This is a genomic window from Microbacterium sp. G2-16M, assembly GCF_055809115.1.
On record NZ_CM147897.1, the window covers coordinates 2,747,329 to 2,765,565 of the forward strand.

General features: G+C 69.5%; 11 protein-coding genes. 2 read left to right on the top strand and 9 right to left on the bottom strand.

Annotated features, from left to right (window positions below):
• Positions 1 to 73 precede the first annotated feature (73 nt).
• The 9 genes from AC0L6F_RS12990 to AC0L6F_RS13030 form a co-directional block, all read right to left on the bottom strand.
• The gene (locus AC0L6F_RS12990; protein ID WP_473538210.1) at positions 74 to 1,714 is read right to left on the bottom strand and encodes a DUF5605 domain-containing protein; all 1,641 of its coding nucleotides are present in this window, start codon (positions 1,712 to 1,714) and stop codon (positions 74 to 76) included.
• Positions 1,715 to 1,821: 107 nt separating this feature from the next.
• The gene (locus AC0L6F_RS12995; RefSeq protein WP_274636992.1) at positions 1,822 to 4,632 is read right to left on the bottom strand and encodes an alpha-L-rhamnosidase; all 2,811 of its coding nucleotides are present in this window, start codon (positions 4,630 to 4,632) and stop codon (positions 1,822 to 1,824) included.
• Positions 4,629 to 6,149, bottom strand: a complete 1,521-nt coding sequence (locus AC0L6F_RS13000) for a glycoside hydrolase family 43 protein (protein WP_473538211.1) — start codon at positions 6,147 to 6,149, stop codon at positions 4,629 to 4,631. The genes AC0L6F_RS12995 and AC0L6F_RS13000 overlap by 4 nt, the downstream gene beginning before the upstream one ends.
• Before the next feature lie 20 nt (positions 6,150 to 6,169).
• Positions 6,170 to 7,294: a serine hydrolase domain-containing protein gene (locus AC0L6F_RS13005; RefSeq protein ID WP_274636994.1), complete on the bottom strand. Its 1,125-nt coding sequence runs from the start codon at positions 7,292 to 7,294 to the stop codon at positions 6,170 to 6,172.
• Positions 7,291 to 9,723, bottom strand: a complete 2,433-nt coding sequence (locus tag AC0L6F_RS13010; protein WP_274636995.1) for a glycoside hydrolase family 3 C-terminal domain-containing protein — start codon at positions 9,721 to 9,723, stop codon at positions 7,291 to 7,293. The genes AC0L6F_RS13005 and AC0L6F_RS13010 overlap by 4 nt, the downstream gene beginning before the upstream one ends.
• The gene (locus AC0L6F_RS13015; RefSeq protein ID WP_274636996.1) at positions 9,720 to 10,574 is read right to left on the bottom strand and encodes an ATP-binding cassette domain-containing protein; all 855 of its coding nucleotides are present in this window, start codon (positions 10,572 to 10,574) and stop codon (positions 9,720 to 9,722) included. The genes AC0L6F_RS13010 and AC0L6F_RS13015 overlap by 4 nt, the downstream gene beginning before the upstream one ends.
• Positions 10,571 to 12,439 carry a dipeptide/oligopeptide/nickel ABC transporter permease/ATP-binding protein gene (locus AC0L6F_RS13020; protein WP_473538212.1) on the bottom strand — a complete coding sequence of 623 codons (1,869 nt, stop codon included), beginning with the start codon at positions 12,437 to 12,439 and terminating at the stop codon, positions 10,571 to 10,573. Before AC0L6F_RS13020 ends, AC0L6F_RS13015 begins: the two co-directional genes overlap by 4 nt.
• Positions 12,436 to 13,377, bottom strand: coding sequence for an ABC transporter permease (locus AC0L6F_RS13025; RefSeq protein ID WP_274636998.1), 942 nt, complete (start codon positions 13,375 to 13,377; stop codon positions 12,436 to 12,438). Before AC0L6F_RS13025 ends, AC0L6F_RS13020 begins: the two co-directional genes overlap by 4 nt.
• 67 nt (positions 13,378 to 13,444) lie before the next feature.
• Positions 13,445 to 14,968: an ABC transporter substrate-binding protein gene (locus AC0L6F_RS13030; RefSeq protein ID WP_274636999.1), complete on the bottom strand. Its 1,524-nt coding sequence runs from the start codon at positions 14,966 to 14,968 to the stop codon at positions 13,445 to 13,447.
• A gap of 184 nt (positions 14,969 to 15,152) precedes the next feature.
• Here AC0L6F_RS13030 and AC0L6F_RS13035 point away from each other — a divergent pair, with 184 nt between their 5' ends.
• Both AC0L6F_RS13035 and AC0L6F_RS13040 read left to right on the top strand, forming a co-directional pair.
• Positions 15,153 to 15,809 (top strand): TetR/AcrR family transcriptional regulator, encoded by a 657-nt coding sequence (locus AC0L6F_RS13035; RefSeq protein WP_274637000.1) that lies wholly within the window; start codon positions 15,153 to 15,155, stop codon positions 15,807 to 15,809.
• Positions 15,806 to 18,220: a glycoside hydrolase family 2 TIM barrel-domain containing protein gene (locus AC0L6F_RS13040; RefSeq protein ID WP_274637001.1), complete on the top strand. Its 2,415-nt coding sequence runs from the start codon at positions 15,806 to 15,808 to the stop codon at positions 18,218 to 18,220. Before AC0L6F_RS13035 ends, AC0L6F_RS13040 begins: the two co-directional genes overlap by 4 nt.
• Positions 18,221 to 18,237: the final 17 nt, after the last annotated feature.

Consider the following 18,237-nt stretch of genomic DNA (forward strand, 5'->3'; position numbering starts at 1 on the left):
GTCGGTGATCGGCCGATGGTTTCGGGGTGCTGCAACTACTCGAGAGCGAAGACCAGATCAATCGCGCTGCACATCAGACGCGGATGACCCGTACGGCCATGTACTGCCTCCCGGGCAGGTCGACGCGAACGGTGCCGCGATATGTGCCGGGCAGTCGGTCCACGGTCATGTTCCAGGTATCGATCACGTCGATGCTCCAGTCGCCGTCCGGGAGCAAAAGGTTGCGGAAGCGCGGGCGGTTGAAGCCGAAGTAGCCGACCCGGTGGGTGTCGGTGCCGCCCCAGGGGAGATCCCAGTCGGACGGCAGCGGATCCCATACTCCCTCGGGTGCTTCGGCGAGCAGCGATTCAAGGAAGCCGATGCGGTCGGGCGAGGACCCTTGCTGCACACCGCCCTTCGACCACCAGAGCACTTCGTCGTCTCTGAGGTAGGTCTCGCCATGGCCCACGTAGCCGCCGCGGACCGCGCCCTCCCAGAAGCGGCGCACCATTTCTTCGCCGGTGATGTTGCCCCAGCCCTGGTCGATGTCGCCCTCGTAGGCGCACTCGTCGATCACGACCGGCTTGCCCCACCTCTCGCGCCACTGGTCGGTGTTCTCCGCGGTCCGGTACACATCGACCCGCTGAACACTGACATGCGTGATCCACGGCTTGCCGTAGTCGTAGAACGGACGACAATTGTGGATCGAGTTCAGGTGGCCGACGGCATCCTCGACGCCGACGAGCGCCGCCAGCCGCTCCCAGTCCTCGACGTCCTTCGCCCAGAGCAGGTCGTACTCGTTGGCCATCGACCACCACACGTTCGCATAGGCGGCAAGCCGTCGCACGACGTAGCGCAGGTACCGCTCGTCCACGGCCGGCCCCAGGTCTGCGAAGCCCCACCTGTCATAGGCGTGGAAGAGGATGAGATCTGCTTGGATGTCGCGATCGGCGAGCTGCCGGATACGCTTCTCCAATCGGCGGAAGTACGTGACGTCGAACCGTTCCAGGTCGAAGCCGGAGGCCAGCGAGCCGGGAAACGGGAAGTCGTCCGGCTCGTTCGCGTTGTACAGGTACGACTTCGGGAACACGCACATCCGCAGCTTGCGGAATGGCGCCGCCTCCAGAGTCGCGAGTGTCTGCTCCTGCAGTGCTTCGGGCTGGTGCGTCCATGCGTAGGCGGTGGTGCCGATCGGCCGATGCCGGGTGCCGTCGGCGTGCCGGAAATGGAAGCCGTCCACGCGCACCGGGCCGTGGCATCCGTCCCGCGGTGCGACCACCGTCGCCGATCCGGTGATGCCATCCAGCGATCGTGCGGTGCTGCGGGTCGTGAACGTCCATTCGCCCTCGACGTCGGCGAGGACCCGGACGAGGTAGGTGCCGTCGCCGTCGTAGAACCCGCCCATCCGCACCGTCTTGCCGTCCGGCCTGGTGAACACGGCGTCCAGTTCGACGTCGACGAACGGGTTGCCGTGCGACGGACCGTCAAGTCTCACTTCGAGCACGTCCCACTGCGGGACCGGTCGCGGCAGCGTCAGCTGCGCCGATCCCGGCGTCACCTCGTCGCCCTCGTAGCTCGGGTCGGGGTCGATCGCGGGTGCGTACGGGGCGCGCTGCACGTCATCTCCCACCTCGGCCAGCGCCGCCCACAGCTCTTCGCGTGCGGCCGGGTCCTCCAGAGTGGGTGCGAAGGCCACGAGCGAGCCGAGGCGGCCGTCGCGGTATTGGGCCGCCATCGGTGAAGCGGCGATTCCCGGAAGATATCGTTCCAGGATCGCGCGTCCAGCGGGGTCATCCAGGGCGTCACCGAAAGTGGAGCGGCGGTCGAACATCGGGTTCCTTCCTATCGTGCGGTGGCGGTTCGGACCGCGTCGTCGACGGCGGCCAGCAGGTCCGGCGGCGTGAACATCAGCGCGGTGGACAGCGTCCGTGCCGCGCCCCAGACGGTATCTGCGCGGACCGCCTCCGCGCGAGGCGGGTCGACGGCGGCGATGGTGTCGAGGATGGCACGGTAGGCACGGGGATCGTCGATGGCCTCGGCCAGTGATGCGTTCAGCCCATCCAAGACGGGTGGTACGTCGGGTGCGGCCGCGGCCATGCGCCATTCATGCGCACCGGATCCGAGATCGCCGTCGCGGCCGGCGACCTCGGCCGTCGTGTTGGCAGGTATGACGGCGCGCACCACGACTTCGGCGCCATCTCGCTCCCAGGACACGGATGCCTCGCCGTACGGTGTGATGTGCCGTGCGGAGGCGTTGTCGAGACCGGTCAGCGGCTGCGGCGCGATGCGGATGCGGCGGTAGCCCGGTTCCGCCGGAGCGAGGCCGGCCACGCTCCGATGCAGCCAGTCGGCCACCGCTCCCAGCGCGTAGTGGTTGAACGAGGTCATCTCGCCGGGGTTGACGGTGCCGTCCGGCAGTATCGAATCCCAGCGCTCCCACACAGTGGTCGCGCCCATCGTCACAGGGTAGAGCCACGAGGGGCACTCGGTCTGGAACAGGAGCCTTGCGGCAGCGGCGAGATGGCCGCCGCCGGTGAGCGCGTCGGTGACCAGCGGGGTGCCGACGAACCCGGTGCCGATGCGATACCCGCCTTCGCGCACGAGCGCAGCGAGTCTGTCCGCCAGCGCCTGGCGGGTGCCGGGATCGGTCACCAGGCCGAACTCGAGCGCGAGCGCGTACGCGGTCGGCGCGTCGCTCATCATCCGCCCCGCGGGCGTCACGTACTCGGCGACGAAGGCCGCGCGACTGCGCTCGGCGCGTTCCGCGTAGTGCGCGGCATCCGCCTCCCGGCCCAGTAGCACCGCCGCGTCCGCAACCTGGCGCAGCGAGCGGGCGAGGTAGGCGGTGGCGACGATGTCGCCGTCGACCTTCGCCTGCCCCGGCTTGTCCGGCGGGGCGGCCGGATCCAGCCAATCGCCCAGCTGCATCCGGCCTGCCCAGAGGCCGCGGTCGTCCGCGTCCCGCAGCGCGGTGTCGACCCACGCGCGCATGCTCGCGTACTGCGCGGCCAGGATGCCGAGGTCGCCGAAGCGCTCGTACAGCACGACCGGCAGCACGGTCGCCGCGTCGCCCCACGCGGCCGTGGCGCCCCCGCCGCCGAATGCCGGCAGCGCCGCCGGCACGACCAGGGTGACGGCGCCGTTGTTGCGGCGCTGCTCCAGCGCCAGATCGCGCAGCCACGAGGTGAGGAAGGCATCGCTGTCGTACAGGAACGATGCCGTCGGCGAGAACACCTGGATGTCGCCGGTCCAGCCCAGGCGCTCGTCGCGTTGGGGACAGTCCGTGGGAATCGACAGGAAGTTGCCGCGCATTCCCCACACCACGTTCTCGTGCAGTCGATCGAGCAGTTCGTCTGATGTCGAGAACCAGCCGGTGCGCGTCATGTCGGTGTGCAGCACGACGGCCTCGACGTCTGCCGGTTCGATGTCGATCCCGTCGATCCGGGCGTACCGGAATCCGTAGAAGCTGAAGCGAGACTCCAGCACGGCCGCTTGGTCGGTCAGGTCGAACGTCGCCGTCGCAGCCGCGTTGCGGAGGGGGCGCAGTGCGAGGTCGCCGTTCTCGAGCACCTCGGCATGGCGGACGACCACGCGCTGCCCGGCACGGCCGCGCACGCGCATTCGCAGGCGGCCGACGAGATTCTGACCGAAGTCCAGGATGCTGTGGCCCGACGGTGTCGTCAGCACCTCGGCGACCGGAAGCGTCTGGATCTCTCGCACGGGCGGTGCGATGCGCGCCTCGGGCACCGGAACGTTCTCGTAGCCCGGTTTCGCGGCCGCGCCGACGCGCGCCGGCGTCCATGTCCGCGCTCCCGATCCCGTCGCGTCCGTGCCCGGTCGCGACCAGCCCGGCATCGCCCGACGAAGATCCTGATGCTCTCCCGGGTAGATGCCGCTGTCGACGATGGGACCGTCGCCGGTCGCCGTCCACCCGGCACCGGTCGGCGCGACGGTCTGGGTCGAGCCGTCTGAATAGCTGACGCGAAGCTGGGCGAGGAAGGACGGCTGCGTTCCGTACAGACGGTCGGCGAACGCGAAGAAGCCGTACTTCTCGGTGTACCAGGCTCCGGCGATCGTCGCGCCGAGCACATTCTCACCCGCATGCACGAGGGCGGTCACGTCGACGGTCTCGTGCACGAGTCGATCACGGTAGGCGGTCCAGCCGGGGGAGAGGACGTCGTCCGAGACGGCCGACCCGTTGATCTCGGGCTCGGCGACGCCCAGCGCGGTCCAGAACAGCACAGCCCGGGCGACGGGGCGATCCAGCGTGAACGTCGTCCGCACCAGTGCCGGCTGCGCTTCGCGGTCCGGAGCCGACAGACCCACCGGCTCAGCGATCCACTCACCGTCGGCGAGGAAGCCGGCGGCCACGCGCAGAGGTTCGCTCCACCCGGTTGCACCGCCCGATGTGGAGCGCGCGCGAACGCGGATGTCCCTGACCTCGCCGGCATCCAGCGGCGCGAACGGCCACGCGACGAGAACGCTGTCGCGTCCGTCGATCGTGATCGTCGTGAGTCCGTCGGTGAGATCGGCGGAAGCCTGGATCCAGCCGGGTTCGTCTGCCGCGACCGTCCAGCTCAGCCGCGGAGTGGCACGGGCGACGAAGGAGCTGTCCTCGCGCAACTCTGCCCGCAGGGTGGCGATCGGGTTCATTCGTCTTCGCCTTCCGCGACCCAGCGCTGCACGTGGACGACGCCGCCTGTCGCATACACTCCGATGACGCGGCCGGTGAACGACTCGGCCACTTCGCTGGAGAGGAATCGTCCATCGAAGGTGGCGAGGTCGACGCGCTGCCCGCCGTCCGGTGTGAAGCCGAGATGGAACACGTCGCTGGTCGACGTGAGTGCGGCGGCACCCGTTTCGGGACGCCGTGAATCCAGATGCAGGTCGACGACACCGCCCGGCGTCGGCGCGGACCACTCCTGCACGAGCCCGCCGAATGACGCACGTGCCGTGATCGTCGTTCCCACGACCTCGATCTCGGCGTGGAAGGTCTCGGAGTAGCGGACGGCAAGACCACCGGCACCGGAAGAGGCATCCAGGCGTACTGTCACGGCATTGGCCAGATGCTCCTGGCGGCGGCCGACGAATACCGGCGCGGGGTCGTCCAGCCCGGACCCGTCCGCATGCAGCGTGAGCCATCCGGGGCGGGTGGTGAGGTCGGCGACGTCGGCGGGGAAGCGGCGCACCGCGATCCACTCGGCATCCAGTGGTTCGTCGAAGCCGACCTGCACGCGGGTGCCGGGCCGCGGGTGCAGGGCCACCGGCGCGATGGCCGGCCAGCCGTCGACCCACGTCACCGGGGTGACGAACGTCTCACGGCCGAGGGCGGAGAACGCGCGGGTTCCGCTGCGCGGTCGTACGCCGAGCAGCACGCACAGCCAGGTGCCGTCGGGCCCGAGCACGAGATCGCCGTGCCCGGTGTTCTGCACGGGCCGCGGCGTCGAGCGGGCTGACACCAGCGGATTGCCCGGCGCGCCTTCGAACGGGCCGGTCGGCGCGGTGCCGCGAGCGATCGAGATGGCGTGCCCGCGCTCGGTGCCGCCCTCGGCGATCAGCAGATACCAGTGCCCGTCGATCTCATACAGGTGCGGTGCCTCGGGGAACATCAGGCCCGTGCCCGACCACAGCAAGCGCGGCTGCTCGAGTGCCCGGTGCGCGGCGAGGTCGACACGTACCTGCTGGATGCCGAGGTGGGTCGGCGCGTTCGGGTCCATCGCGCCGTCGAACAGCAGGCCCGAGAACGTGATGTACGTCGTGCCGTCGGCATCCCAGGCGATGTCGGGATCGATGCCCGAGACGCCGTCGGCGCCGTCTGCGACGCGGATGAGGTCGCCGTCACTCCACGGTCCCGCCGCGTCCGTCGCGGTGAAGTGCAGCATGCCGCGGCCCATCGCGTCGGTGATCACCAGGTGGAACGCACCGTCGTGATGGCGGATGGTCGGCGCCCACGCACCGCCCCCGGTCGGCACGTCTGCCGCGCCGAGCTGGCCGCGTCTGGTCGCAACGTGGCCGATCAACTCCCACGTCTCGAAGTCGAGGGAGCGGTGGATCGGGATGCCCGGCAGGTATTCGAACGAGGATGTCGCCAGGTAGTACCAGTCGCCCACGTGGACGACGCTCGGATCGGGGTGGAAGCCGCTCACGAGCGGGTTGTACAGGGCGGTCATGGCGTCCGTTCTTCGTCGGGTCAGGTCAGGATGCGGCCGAGATCGGCGGCCAACGCCACGGCGCGGGGGTCGGCGCCGCCAGGCCACGGCCCGCGGGCGATGGTGTAGCCGAACGTGACGCCGGTGTCGGGGTCGACGCAGGCCAGCGCTCCGGCGGCGCCGTCGTGCCCGAACGCGCGCGGTCCGCCGAACGCGAGCTGCGCCGACGGCTTCTGGAATACGATCGCGTGCGCGCGGCCGTGCTGGCCGAGCACCTCGTCGTAGCCGCGCACCTGCTGGCGCCCGACGACCTCGACGGTGTCGGCACTCAGGAACGGCGCGGCGTCGCCGACGCCGGTGACCGCCAGGGCGAGCATCCGGGCCAGGCCGCGCGCGGTGACGGTGCCGGAGCCGGCCGGGTGGCCGAACCGCCAGCTCGCCTCGTCGTTCGCCAGGTCCACCGGCGGCCCCGCCATCGTCATGGTCCGCTCCGCGAGGCCCGACCACCCTCGTGCGGTGGTGTCGGATACGGGCTGGATCATCGGCAGCACCGGCACCCGGCGCGCGTCCAGTTCTGGCGGCAGGCCGAGATGGACGTCGAGGTCATGCGGCGCGCGGATGTCGTGCTCGAACACGTCGTGCAGGGTGCGCCCGGTGACCCGGAACACGAGCTCGGAAGCCAGGTTGCCGATCGTCACCGCGTGGTAGCCGAAGCCACTGCCGGGCTGCCAGAACGGGGCGGATGCCGCGAGCTTGTGCGCAGCGGCATGATGATCGAGCACGTCCGCCCACGCCAGTGTCGGCGTCGCCTGTGGCAGCCCCGCCTGGTGGGACAGCAGCATCCGCACCGTCACTTCGCCTTTGCCCTTGGCGGCGAACTCCGGCCAGTACTGCGCCACGCGCGCGTCGAGGTCGAGCTCTCGCCGTTCCACGAGCAGCGCGATGGTCAGCCCGATCGTGTTCTTGGTGACCGAGAAGGGCACCATCAGCGAGTCCCGCTCCAGGTGCGGACCGCCCCAGACATCCAGCACCGGCGCGCCGTCGTGGTACGCGGCCGCCTGGAACGACAGGTCCGGGTCGGCAGCCAGGCTCGCCTGCAGCCGGTCGACGATCTCGGCCAGGCGCTCGTCGGCCTCGCCGCGCAGCGCGCCGGTGACCGCCCTCACTCCGACACCTCCCAGTCGATCTGCAGGGGCAGCTCGGCGACCGAGTGCCCGACCTGCAGCGTGAAGCCGCCCGGTTCGTGCACCCACGCGCCGTCCCAGTGCGCAAACCGACGCGCCGGCAGCTCGATCGCCGCGGTCACCGTCTGGCCTGCCGCGCCGCGCACCACGGCATGGCCGACCAGCCAGCGCACCGGACGTTCGAGCGTCGAATCGACCCGCTGCGCGTACACCTGCACGACCTGCTTGCCGGCGCGCGCGCCTGTGTTGGTCAGCGTCACCCGCAGCGCGTCGCCGTCGCGCTGGGTGGCATCCCACGACCAGGTCGTGTAGCCCAGGCCGTGCCCGAACGGGTACGCGGGCTCGGTATCGGCGCGCAGCCAGGCGCGGTAGCCGATGTGGATGCCCTCGGCGTAGCGGAGCACGCCGTCGGTCGGGGTGACATCGGTGACCGGAACGTCGGCCAGCCCCTTGGGCCAGGTGGTGGGCAGTCGCCCGCCCGGCTCGGCCGCACCGGTGAGTACGTCCGCCAGCGCGTTGCCGAACTCCTGGCCGCCGAAGTAGCCCTGCACGACGGCCGACACCTCGTCGGCCCACGGCAGCTGCACCGGCGAGCCGGCGTTGACGATCACGACCGTGCGCGTGCCGGTGGCGACCACTGCGCGCACCAGGTCATCCTGCCGGCCCGGGAGTGCCAGGCTGGTGCGGTCGTAGCCCTCGGACTCGACCTTCGAGTTCGTGCCGACCACGACGATCGCGACGTCGGCCGCGGCGGCGGCTGCCGCCGCCTGCGCGATCAGGTCATCGGGGTCGTCAGCCTTCGCGGCCACGCCGAGCGACGCGCTCAGCGTCCCGCCCACCCCCGACTCGGATTCCAGTCGGATCTCTGCGCTCAGCATCACCGGCACGCCGGCCGTGACCGCGACCGGCGTCGTCACCGACGGCGGGTTCAAGAACGCGGCACCGAGGTCGGTGCCCTCGCCGATGCTGGGGGTGTCCTCGAGCAGCAGCGCGCCGTCGACGAAGATCCGGCCCGGGTTGACACCGGCGAAGCCCAGCTCGATCCTGCCGGTCTCGGTCGGCGTGAACCGGGTCGCCAGCACGACGGTCGAAGTCTGTGCGATCGGGGCATCACCGCCGAACCACACCAGTTCGCTGGCGCGGCGGTCCTCGGTGAACAGCTCGGCACCATCTGCGCCCAGGAACGTGACCCGCAGGCCGGGTTCGCCGGTGGCGGGGTTGGTCATCTGTGCGAGCGGAAACCCGGCGACGCCCTCCTGCACGACGGCGCCGAGTTCGTATGTCACCTCGGCGCCCGGCAATGCCGCGCGAATGCCGTCCAACGGCGAGACGATGTGGTCGGGCAGCACGGTGGCGCTGCCGCCGCCCTGGGTGCGCGCATCGCGCGCGTTGTGCCCGATCACGGCGACCCGGCGCAGCGCCGCGCCGTCCAGCGGCAGCACGCCGTCATTGCGCAGCAGCACCGTGCCCGCCACGGCCGCCTCGCGGGCGAACGCCACACCGTCGATGGGCGCCGGCACTGTCGCCGGCACGTCGCCGAGGGCGCCGACCCGCTCGGCGAGCAGCAGCATCCGCAGCACCTTGCGGTCAAGGTCTGCCTCATCCACGCGGCCGTCGCGGACGGCTGAGACCAGGTCTGCCCAGGCGGGCGCCGGGCCGGGCATCGCGAGGTCCTGCGCGGCACGGACGGCAGCCAGGCTGCGCACCGCGGTCCAGTCGCTGATGACCACGCCATCGAAGCCCCACTCGCTGTTCAGCGGCGTCTGCAGCAGGTCGCTCTCGGTCATCGTGACGCCGTGCACCGAGTTGTATGCGCTCATCACGGTCCAGGCGCCGGCCTGCACGGCGCGCTCGAACGGCGCGAGGTACAGCTCGCGCAGCGGGCGCTCGTCGACGTCGACGTCGATCGTGAACCGGTCGGTTTCGGAGTCGTTGGCGACGAAGTGCTTCGGGCAGGCGCCGACGCCGTTCTCCTGCATCCCGCGCACGTATGCCGCGGCCAGTTCGCCGGTCAGCTCGGGGTCTTCGCTGAAGCACTCGAAGTGCCGGCCGCCTAGGGGTGAGCGGTGCAGGTTGATGGTCGGGCCGAGTACGACATCCACGCCCTTGCGGCGGGCTTCGGATGCCGCGGCCGCACCGTACCGGTAGGCGAGGTCCGCGTCCCACGAGGCGGCCAGCGCCGACCCGGACGGCAGGTTCAAGGACGGTTCGCGCTCGTCCCACCGAGGACCGCGCACCCCGGACGGGCCATCGGACAGCGTCATCGCGCGCAGCCCGATCTCGGGCAGCGGCACAGTCGTCCAGAAGTCGGCGCCCTGGACGAGCGCGGCCTTCTGCTCCAGGGTGAGCCTGTTCAGCAGAGGTCGCAGGTGGGCGACCGAGACGCTGTCGGTCGTGGTGGGCGTGCTCATACGACTTCTCCTGATTCGACGGCGAACTCGGCCAAGAACTCGTGCCGCTCGCGACGGCGCTGCTCTTGCCGATCCGGATCGGGCACCGGCGCGGCCATGAACAGTCGCTGCGTGTACGGGTGCACCGGGTGCGAGGTGACCTGATCGCCGTCGCCGCTCTCGACGATCTCGCCGCGGAACATGACCGCGACGCGATGGCTGATGTGACGCACCACGGCGAGGTCGTGGGTGATGAACAGATACGCCACCCCGGTGCGCTGCTGGATGTCGATCAGCAGATCCAGCACGCGCGCCTGCGTGGACAGGTCCAGCGCCGAGACCGGCTCGTCGCACACGATCAGCTTCGGGTCCAGGGCCAGTGCGCGCGCGATCGCGATGCGCTGCCGCTGGCCGCCGGAGAACTCGCGCGGCAGTCGGCTGCGCGTGTCGGCGGGCAGGGCCACCTCTTCGAGCAGGCTGCGCACCCGGGTGCGGGCCACGGTGCGGTCGGTACCGCTGGCGGTCAGCGGCTCGGTCAGGATCTGCTCGATGGTCAGATTCGGGTTCAGCGACGAGTACGGGTCCTGGAAGATCACCTGGATCTCGCCGGCCAGCACTCGCCGTTCGCGGCGCCGCAGGTGCGAGATGTCGGCGCCGTCGTAGCTGACGGTGCCCGAGGTGACCGGCGCCAAACCCAGCAGCGCACGACCCAGTGTGGTCTTACCCGACCCGGATTCGCCGACCAGGCCCACCGTCTCGCCGGGGCGGATGTCGAGCGAGACGCCCTTCAGCGCCTGAAATGGCGCCGCGCGCAGGCCCTTGCCCGGGTACTCCACTGTGAGGTTGTCAACAGAAAGCAGCGGATCGGTCATGACGAAGCTCCGGAGATGTAGGCGGGGCGGGCCGGGCCGCCCTCCAGGATGGCGTCGCGCAGCGTCTTCGTGTACGGATGCGCGGGATTGCCGAGGATGGTCCGCACCGGGCCGGACTCGACGAACCGCCCCTGCTGCATCACGGTGACCCGATCGCACAGATCGGCGATGACGCCGAAGTTGTGCGTGACCAGCAGCATCGCCATGCCGCGCTCGCGCTGCAGGTCGCGCAGCAGGTCGAGCACGTCGGCCTGCACCGTGACATCCAATGCGGTGGTCGGCTCGTCGGCGATGATCAGGTCGGGATCGGTCGAGACCGCGCCGGCGATCAGCACGCGCTGGGCCATGCCGCCCGAAACCTGGAACGGGTAGGCGTCGAACGTGCGCTGCGGATCCGGTATGCCGACCCGCTCGAGCAGTGCCAGCGACCTCTCCCGCGCCTCGTGCCTGCCCAGGCCCAGGTTCAGCCGGAGCGGTTCGACGAGCTGGCTGCCGATCGTGAACGACTGATCGAGATTCGACATCGGCTCCTGCGGGATGTACGCGATACGGCGTCCGCGGATGCCGTGGTAGGCCCGCTCGGCGGCATCCGCCAGGGCGACACCGTCGTAGTCGATGGTGCCGGCCGACACCCGGCCGCCGCGGGGGAGCAGCCCGAGCACGGCGAACGCGGTCTGGCTCTTACCCGAACCCGACTCACCGATCAGGCCGTGCACCTCGCCGCGACGGATGTCCATGCTGACGCCGTGCACGACCTCCAGCAGCGACCCGTCCGGCTGGTCGTAGCCGACGTGCAGATCGCGCACGCGCAGCAGCGTCGCAGACTTGTCGGCTAAGGCGTCCGGGTGCACGATCGTCTCGCCGATCAGCGGCAGCTCGCCGGAATCCTCGAACGGGTCGATGTCTCCGCCGCTGGTCGACACCGAGGTGGTGACCGCAGCGATCGAGCCGGTCGCGGTGGTCACCGCGCGGCGGCGTCGGCGGCGCACCACGACGGTGCGCTCCAGCTCGTCACGCAGCGCGTTGGCCAGCAGCGTCAGTGCGATGCAGGTCAGCGCGATGGCCAATGACGGCCACAGCATCAGCAGCGGCGCCTTATAGATGTTGATGAAGCCGTCGTTGAGCATCTGGCCCCAGGTCGGCACGGTCGTGTCGCCGAGGCCCAGGAACTCGAGCCCGGCCTGGATCGCGATGGCGATGCCCATCACAATCGCACCCTGGATGATGATCGGGGCGCGCACGACCGAGAGCACATGCCGGCCGATGATGCGGGAGTCGCTCAGACCCGACACGCGTGCCGCATCGACGTAGAGCTCTTTGCGCACCGCGGTGACCGCCGCGTGCACGAGCCAGTAGAAGGCGGGCGCCAGCAACACGCCGAACACCAGCATCGCCAGCCATACCGACGGGCCGAGCACGGTGCGCGCGGCCAGCAGCACGACCATGCCGGGCAGCGCCATGATCAGCCCGGTCACCCATGTGGCCGCGCCGTCGAACCAGCCGCGGTAGTAGCCGGCGATCAGGCCCGAGGTCACGCCGAGGATGACCGCGACCACCAGGGCCAGCAGCGCTGCCGCCATGCTCGTCTGGGTCGAGGCGAGCAGGCGCGAGAGCACGTCATGACCGCTGCTGTCGGCACCGAGCGGATGCCCTGGCCCAGGTGGGGCCAGTACGAGTTGGATGGACGCGTGATTCGGGTCGTACGGTGCGATCCATGGGCCGATGATCGCGATGATCGTGACGATGACGAGGAAGATCGCCGACGCCAGGCCGAGGGGGCGGCGCAGCAGGCGGCGCACCAGGCCGGCATGGGCGGGAGCGGTCGGCGGAATTGGAACGGTCGGGGTGACGTCGATGGCGGTCATGACAGTCGCACCTTCGGGTTGAGGGCTGCCTGCGCCAGGTCGATGGCGAGGTTGACGATGATGACGATGATCGCCGTGGCGATCACCACGCCCATGACCACCGGGATGTCTCCGGCGGTGGTCGCCTGCACCGTGAGCTGCCCGATGCCGGGGAGGGCGAAGACCTGTTCGATGACGACCGCGCCGCCGATCAGTCCCACGAACTGCAGTGCCAGCACGGCCAGGGCGGGGCCGCCGGCGTTGCGCAGCACGTGTTTGTAGACGACGCGATTCATACCCAGGCCCCGGCTGCGCAGCGTCCGTACGTAGTCGCGCGATAACGCGTCGATGACCGATCCGCGGATCTGCTGCGATACCGAGGCGATCGCGCCGATGGACAGCGCGGCGATCGGCAGCGTGACCGATGCCAGCCAGCCGCTGAGCGAAGTGGTGATCGGCACGTAGCCGACGGCCTTGAACCAATGCAGGTTGATCGCGAAGGTCAGCACCAGATATAGCGCGATCAGGAACCCGGGGACGGCGAACCCGACGACGGCGATGAATTGGACCACGGCATCGATCCAGCCGCCGCGTCGCGCGGCGAGCACGCCGAGCACGACCGACAGGATGGCCGAGACGAGCACCGCGCCGATCACGATCGACAGCGTGACGGACAGGCGGGTCGTCACCGAGACCGAGACCAGCTGGCCGGTGGTCCAGGCGCGGCCGAGGTCGCCGCCGAGCGCACTGGTGAGCCAATCCCAGTACTGCGTGAGCAGCGGGCGGTCCAGCCCCAGCTCGTGCGCCTTCTTCAGGACGGTGTCCTGGGTGGCGTTGGTGCCCAGCAGATTGCGGGCGATGTTGCCGCCACCGAGGTACAGCAGGGTGAAGGCGATCACTGAGATCGCGAACACCATGACGACGCCGGAGATGACACGGCGGACGATGAACATGAACATGCGATGCTCCCGGAGATCGAGGATCGGGCCCGCCCGCAGGCGGACCCGATCCCGATGTGATGGGTCCCTAGGACTTCGGCGTGAAGTCGTAGATGGCCGGGAACGCGTTGGTGACGAGCATCTTCACCGACGTGTTCGCATCCGACGCGACACTGCCCTGCACGCGGTACAGCGGCGCGAACCACGCCTGGTCGACGATGTACTTGTTCAGGTCCTTGACGGCGGCTTCGTCGCCGTTCTGAATCTTCGCGATGTAGCCGTTGGCGGTGTCGTCCGAGTAGTGGAAGGGATTCCACGATGCAGTCGGCGAGATCATGAACTGGATCAGCTGCCAGTCCGGGTTCTGCTCCAGTGCCATGAAGGCCGCGGGGAACTTCGGGGCGAGCATGTCGGTGATGTAGTTGGTGCCCGAGTCGGTGTACTTCACCGTGATCCCGATGTCCTTGAGTTGCTGGGCCAGGAGATTGAAGGTGTTGGAGCCCAGGAGGGAGGTGGATGGCATCTCCAGCGTGAAGCCGTTTGGGTACCCCGCGTCGGCCAGCAGCTGCTTGGCGCCAGCCGGGTCGTAACTGTACGTGGTGTCCAGCGCCTTGTCGAAGCCGACCGAGCTCTCGGGGAAGACCTGCTCTGTCACCGTGCCGTATCCGCCGCCGACCGCCTTCAGTAGAGCGGCCCGGTCGAAGGCCATGTTGATCGCCTGGCGCACCTTGACGTTGCCCAGCGCCTTGTTCATGGTGCCCGCGCGGTCATAGAGCATCAGACCCTGGAAGTCGAGCTCATTCTTGTTGACCGTCCAGCCGGCGGCTTCGACTTCGGAGAGACTGTCGTTGCTCGCCAGCTTGACGGCGTTGGCTGCGCCGCCCTTGATCGCGTTCAGTGCTGCGGTCGGGTCGGAGTAGACATTGATGACGAGCTTGTCGTAGTGCTGCAGGTCCTTGTTCCAGTAGTCCGGGTTCTTCGTGTAGGTGTACGACGTGCCGGTGACGGTGGCCTTGGTGTCCAGCTCATACGGGCCCGAACCGACCGGGTTGGTGGCCAGATCGGCAGCGGTCAGCGACTTTGCACTGCCGACCAGCCCCGCGTCGCGGCTCAGATTGTTCAGCAGTGCGGGGTCGGGTGCGTCCAGGGTCAGCACGACCGTGGTGTCGTCCGGCGCCTCAATGCTCTTGACGCCGGCAAGGCCTGCGGCATCCGGTGAGGTGCCGTCCTTGAAGCGCTGCAGGTTCTCGCGAACCACATCGGCGGTGAGCTTGCTGCCGTCGGTGAATGTGACATCGTCGCGGATGGTCAGCGTCAGCACGGTGTCGTCGTCGTTGTACACCCACTTGGTGGCGAGCATCGGTGCGACGGTGCCATCCGGCTTCATCAGGATGAGCGTGTCGTAGACCGCCTGGTAGAACGGCGACGCATTGCCCCACTGTGCACCCGCGGGGTCGAAGGTCTGCGGCGCGACGATCGCGCCGAGGGTCAGTGTGCCGCCGGAGGCGTTGCCGGATGTGTCATCGCTGGCGCCGGAGGAGCAACCGGCGAGGACGAGAGCAGCGGCAGCGATGACCGCGGCTGTTGCGGCTGGAGCTTTCCAACGGAACATCGTTATCCCTTCTTGGGCGATACCCCTGTGGATCGCCGTCTGGCGGAGAAGCTAACACGAATTTCGATCATGCGATAGGTTTTCAACACGGAAACCTAACGAATGCGAGAAATTCGTTATAGAACTGACGGCGGAAGGTCTTCTCCCTCGCCGGTGCGGCGCGGTCGGAGGATACGGTGACACCATGTCGAACAGCACGACCGCACGGGCCACGCCACGCGTGACTAAGCCCCGCGGAGAGTACGCCAAAAGCGCTCTGACCCGGAGAGCGATCCTCGACGCGGCGCTGGAGGTCTTCGCCGAGTCGGGCTACCGCGCCGGTTCGCTGCGCGAGATCGCCGCACGCGTGGAGATGAGCAGCGCCGGTCTGCTGCACCATTTCCCGAACAAGAGCGCACTCCTGCAGGCGGTGCTGGACCACCGCGACGACCGGGCGCGCGAGCTCGTCGACTTCGATGCACCCGATGGTGCCGAGTCGCTGCACGGACTAGTGGCGCTCGCCGCGCGCAACGCATCGATCCCCGGCGTGGTCGAGCTGTACTGCACCCTGTCGGCCGAGGCGACGACATCGGACCACCCGGCGCACGACTACTTCATCCAGCGTTATGAGTTCGTCCGTACCGCCACGACCGCGGTGTTCGAGCGCGTCGCGGCCGCCGGGCGGCTGGCACCCGGAGTCGATCCGTACCGTGCGGCGGTGGCCACCATCGCCTTGATGGACGGGCTGCAGGTGCAGTGGCTGCTGGATCGCAGCGCGACCGACATGGCGCGCGAACTGAACAGCTTCATCAGCGGGTTGGTCCGTGACTTCGCGGCAGACGGGAGCGGGAGCGCATCATGATCCGCAGGCCACTGCTGGGCAGCTGGACCGTCGAGCCCAAGCGCGGCGTGTTCGAGGCCGCCCCGGACGGCGCGGGCCCGGTAGCGGTGACGCTGCCGCATGACGCGCTGCGCGACCTGCCGCGCGCTGCCGAGCATGGCGTGCACTCCGGCTACATTCCCGGCGGGGTCTTCGAGTACCGACGCGTGCTGGACATACCCGAGGCCTGGCGTGACCGCGTCGTGGCGATCGAGTTCGAGGGCGTCTACCGTGATGCGGCGGTGTACCTGAACGGCGCGCTCGCAGGCCGGCACACCAATGGCTACACCGGCTTCACCGTCGACGCCGACGCATTTCTGCGGTTCGGTGGGCCCAACGTGCTGACCGTCGAGGCGCGCGCCCACGGTGACAGCCGCTGGTACACCGGCGCCGGCATCTATCGGCCGGTGCACCTGGTCGTCGCCGACCCGGTGCACATTCCCCTCGCCGGGGTGGCGGTGACCACGCCCGACGTCGACGCCGAGCGGGCCATCGTCCAGGTCGCCACCGATGTGGTCAACCGCACCCGGCACACCGCGCTGGCCAGACTGCGCTGGCAGGTGCTCGATGCGGCGGATCGCGAGGTCGCCGCCGGCACCTCGCCGATCACCGTGCTGCCCGGTGAGCGGGCCACCGCCCGAGCCCGGCTCACCGTGACCGATCCGGCGCTGTGGAGCAGCGCGCACCCCGCACTGTACACAGTGCGCACGCAGCTGGCGATCGACGGCCGGGTGGTCGATGATGATGCCACGACCTTCGGAATCCGCACCCTGCAGCTGGATCGGCAGCACGGTCTGCGCATCAACGGCGAGTCGGTGACGCTGCGCGGCGCATGCATCCATCACGACGGTGGGCCGCTCGGCGCCGCCGCCACCGCACAGGTCGAGGACCGCCGCGTGCGTCTGCTGAAGGACGCCGGGTTCAACGCCGTGCGCAGCGCGCACAACCCGGCCAGTCGCGCGCTGCTGGATGCCTGCGACCGGCACGGCGTGCTGGTGATGGACGAGCTCAGCGACGTGTGGACCCGGGCCAAGACGCCCTTCGACCACTCGCTGGCCTTCCCCGACACGTGGCCCGACGACGTCGCGCGCATCGTCACCGCCGACCGCAATCATCCCAGCGTGATCCTGTACTCGATCGGCAACGAGATCCTCGAGCTGGCCACGCCGCTGGGGGCGGTGTGGGGGCGCCGGCTCGCCGAGGAGTTCCGGCGCCTGGACCCGACCCGGTTCGTGACCAACGGCATCAACGGCGTGATCGCGAACATGGACAAGCTGGCCGCTGCTATCGCGGCGGATCTCGATGCCGGCGCGAACACGATGATGGCCGATATGGGCGAGCAGATGGCGCGGATGAACGCCTCGGCGTTCGTGTCGGACTCGATCGAGGAATCGGCATCCGTGCTCGACGTCGTCGGCTTCAACTACGCCGACTCGCGGTACCGGCAGGACGCCGCCGACTATCCGAACCGGGTGATCGTCGGCTCTGAGACCTTCCCGGCGCACATCGATGCGATGTGGGCGCTCGTGCACGAGCTGCCGCACGTGATCGGCGATTTCACCTGGACGGGCTGGGACTACATCGGTGAGGCGGGCATCGGCCGGGTCGACTACAGCGACGAGCCCGGCTATCAGCCCACCGGCACGGCGGGCCCCTACCCGTATCTGCTGGCAGGCTGCGGTGACATTGACATCACCGGCTTCCGTCGCCCGATCTCGTACTACCGCGAGATCGTGTTCGGCCTGCGCGCGGATCCGTACATCGCCGTGCATCCGCCGGCCGACCACGGGCGGCCGACGGCGACGACCCCGTGGAGCTGGAACGATTCCGTCGCGTCGTGGAGCTGGGATGCCGCGGCCGGCGCACCGGTCACCGTCGACGTGTACGCCGACGCCGACGAGGTCGAGCTGCTGCTCGACGGCCGGTCGCTGGGCACCGCGCCGGTGGGTCAGCGCAAGCGTTTCATCGCCACGTTCGAGGTGGCCTACCACCCCGGTGAGCTGACCGCTGTCGCGCGGCGGGCCGGGGTGATCATCGGCTCGCACACGCTGCGCTCCGCGGCCCAGGAAGTACGGCTCGTCGTGCGTCCGGAGGCGGATCTCGTGGCGCCGGGTGACCTGGTCTACCTGCCGATCACACTCGAAGATGCCGCCGGCACCGTGCCCTGCGACCACGACGCGGTCGTCACCGTGCAGGTGGACGGCGGCGAACTCGCCGGCCTCGCGTCGGGCCGCGCACGCACCGAGGAGTCATTCGCCGGCCCGAGCTGCACCAGTCACGACGGTCGACTGCTGGCCGTCGTGCGTGCGGGCGCGGTCGGCACCGTCCAGGTCACAGCCACCGCCGACGCGCTGGCGTCCACCACGACGCAGGTCGTGGTGCGCGCACGCTGATCAGCCGATCCGACCCG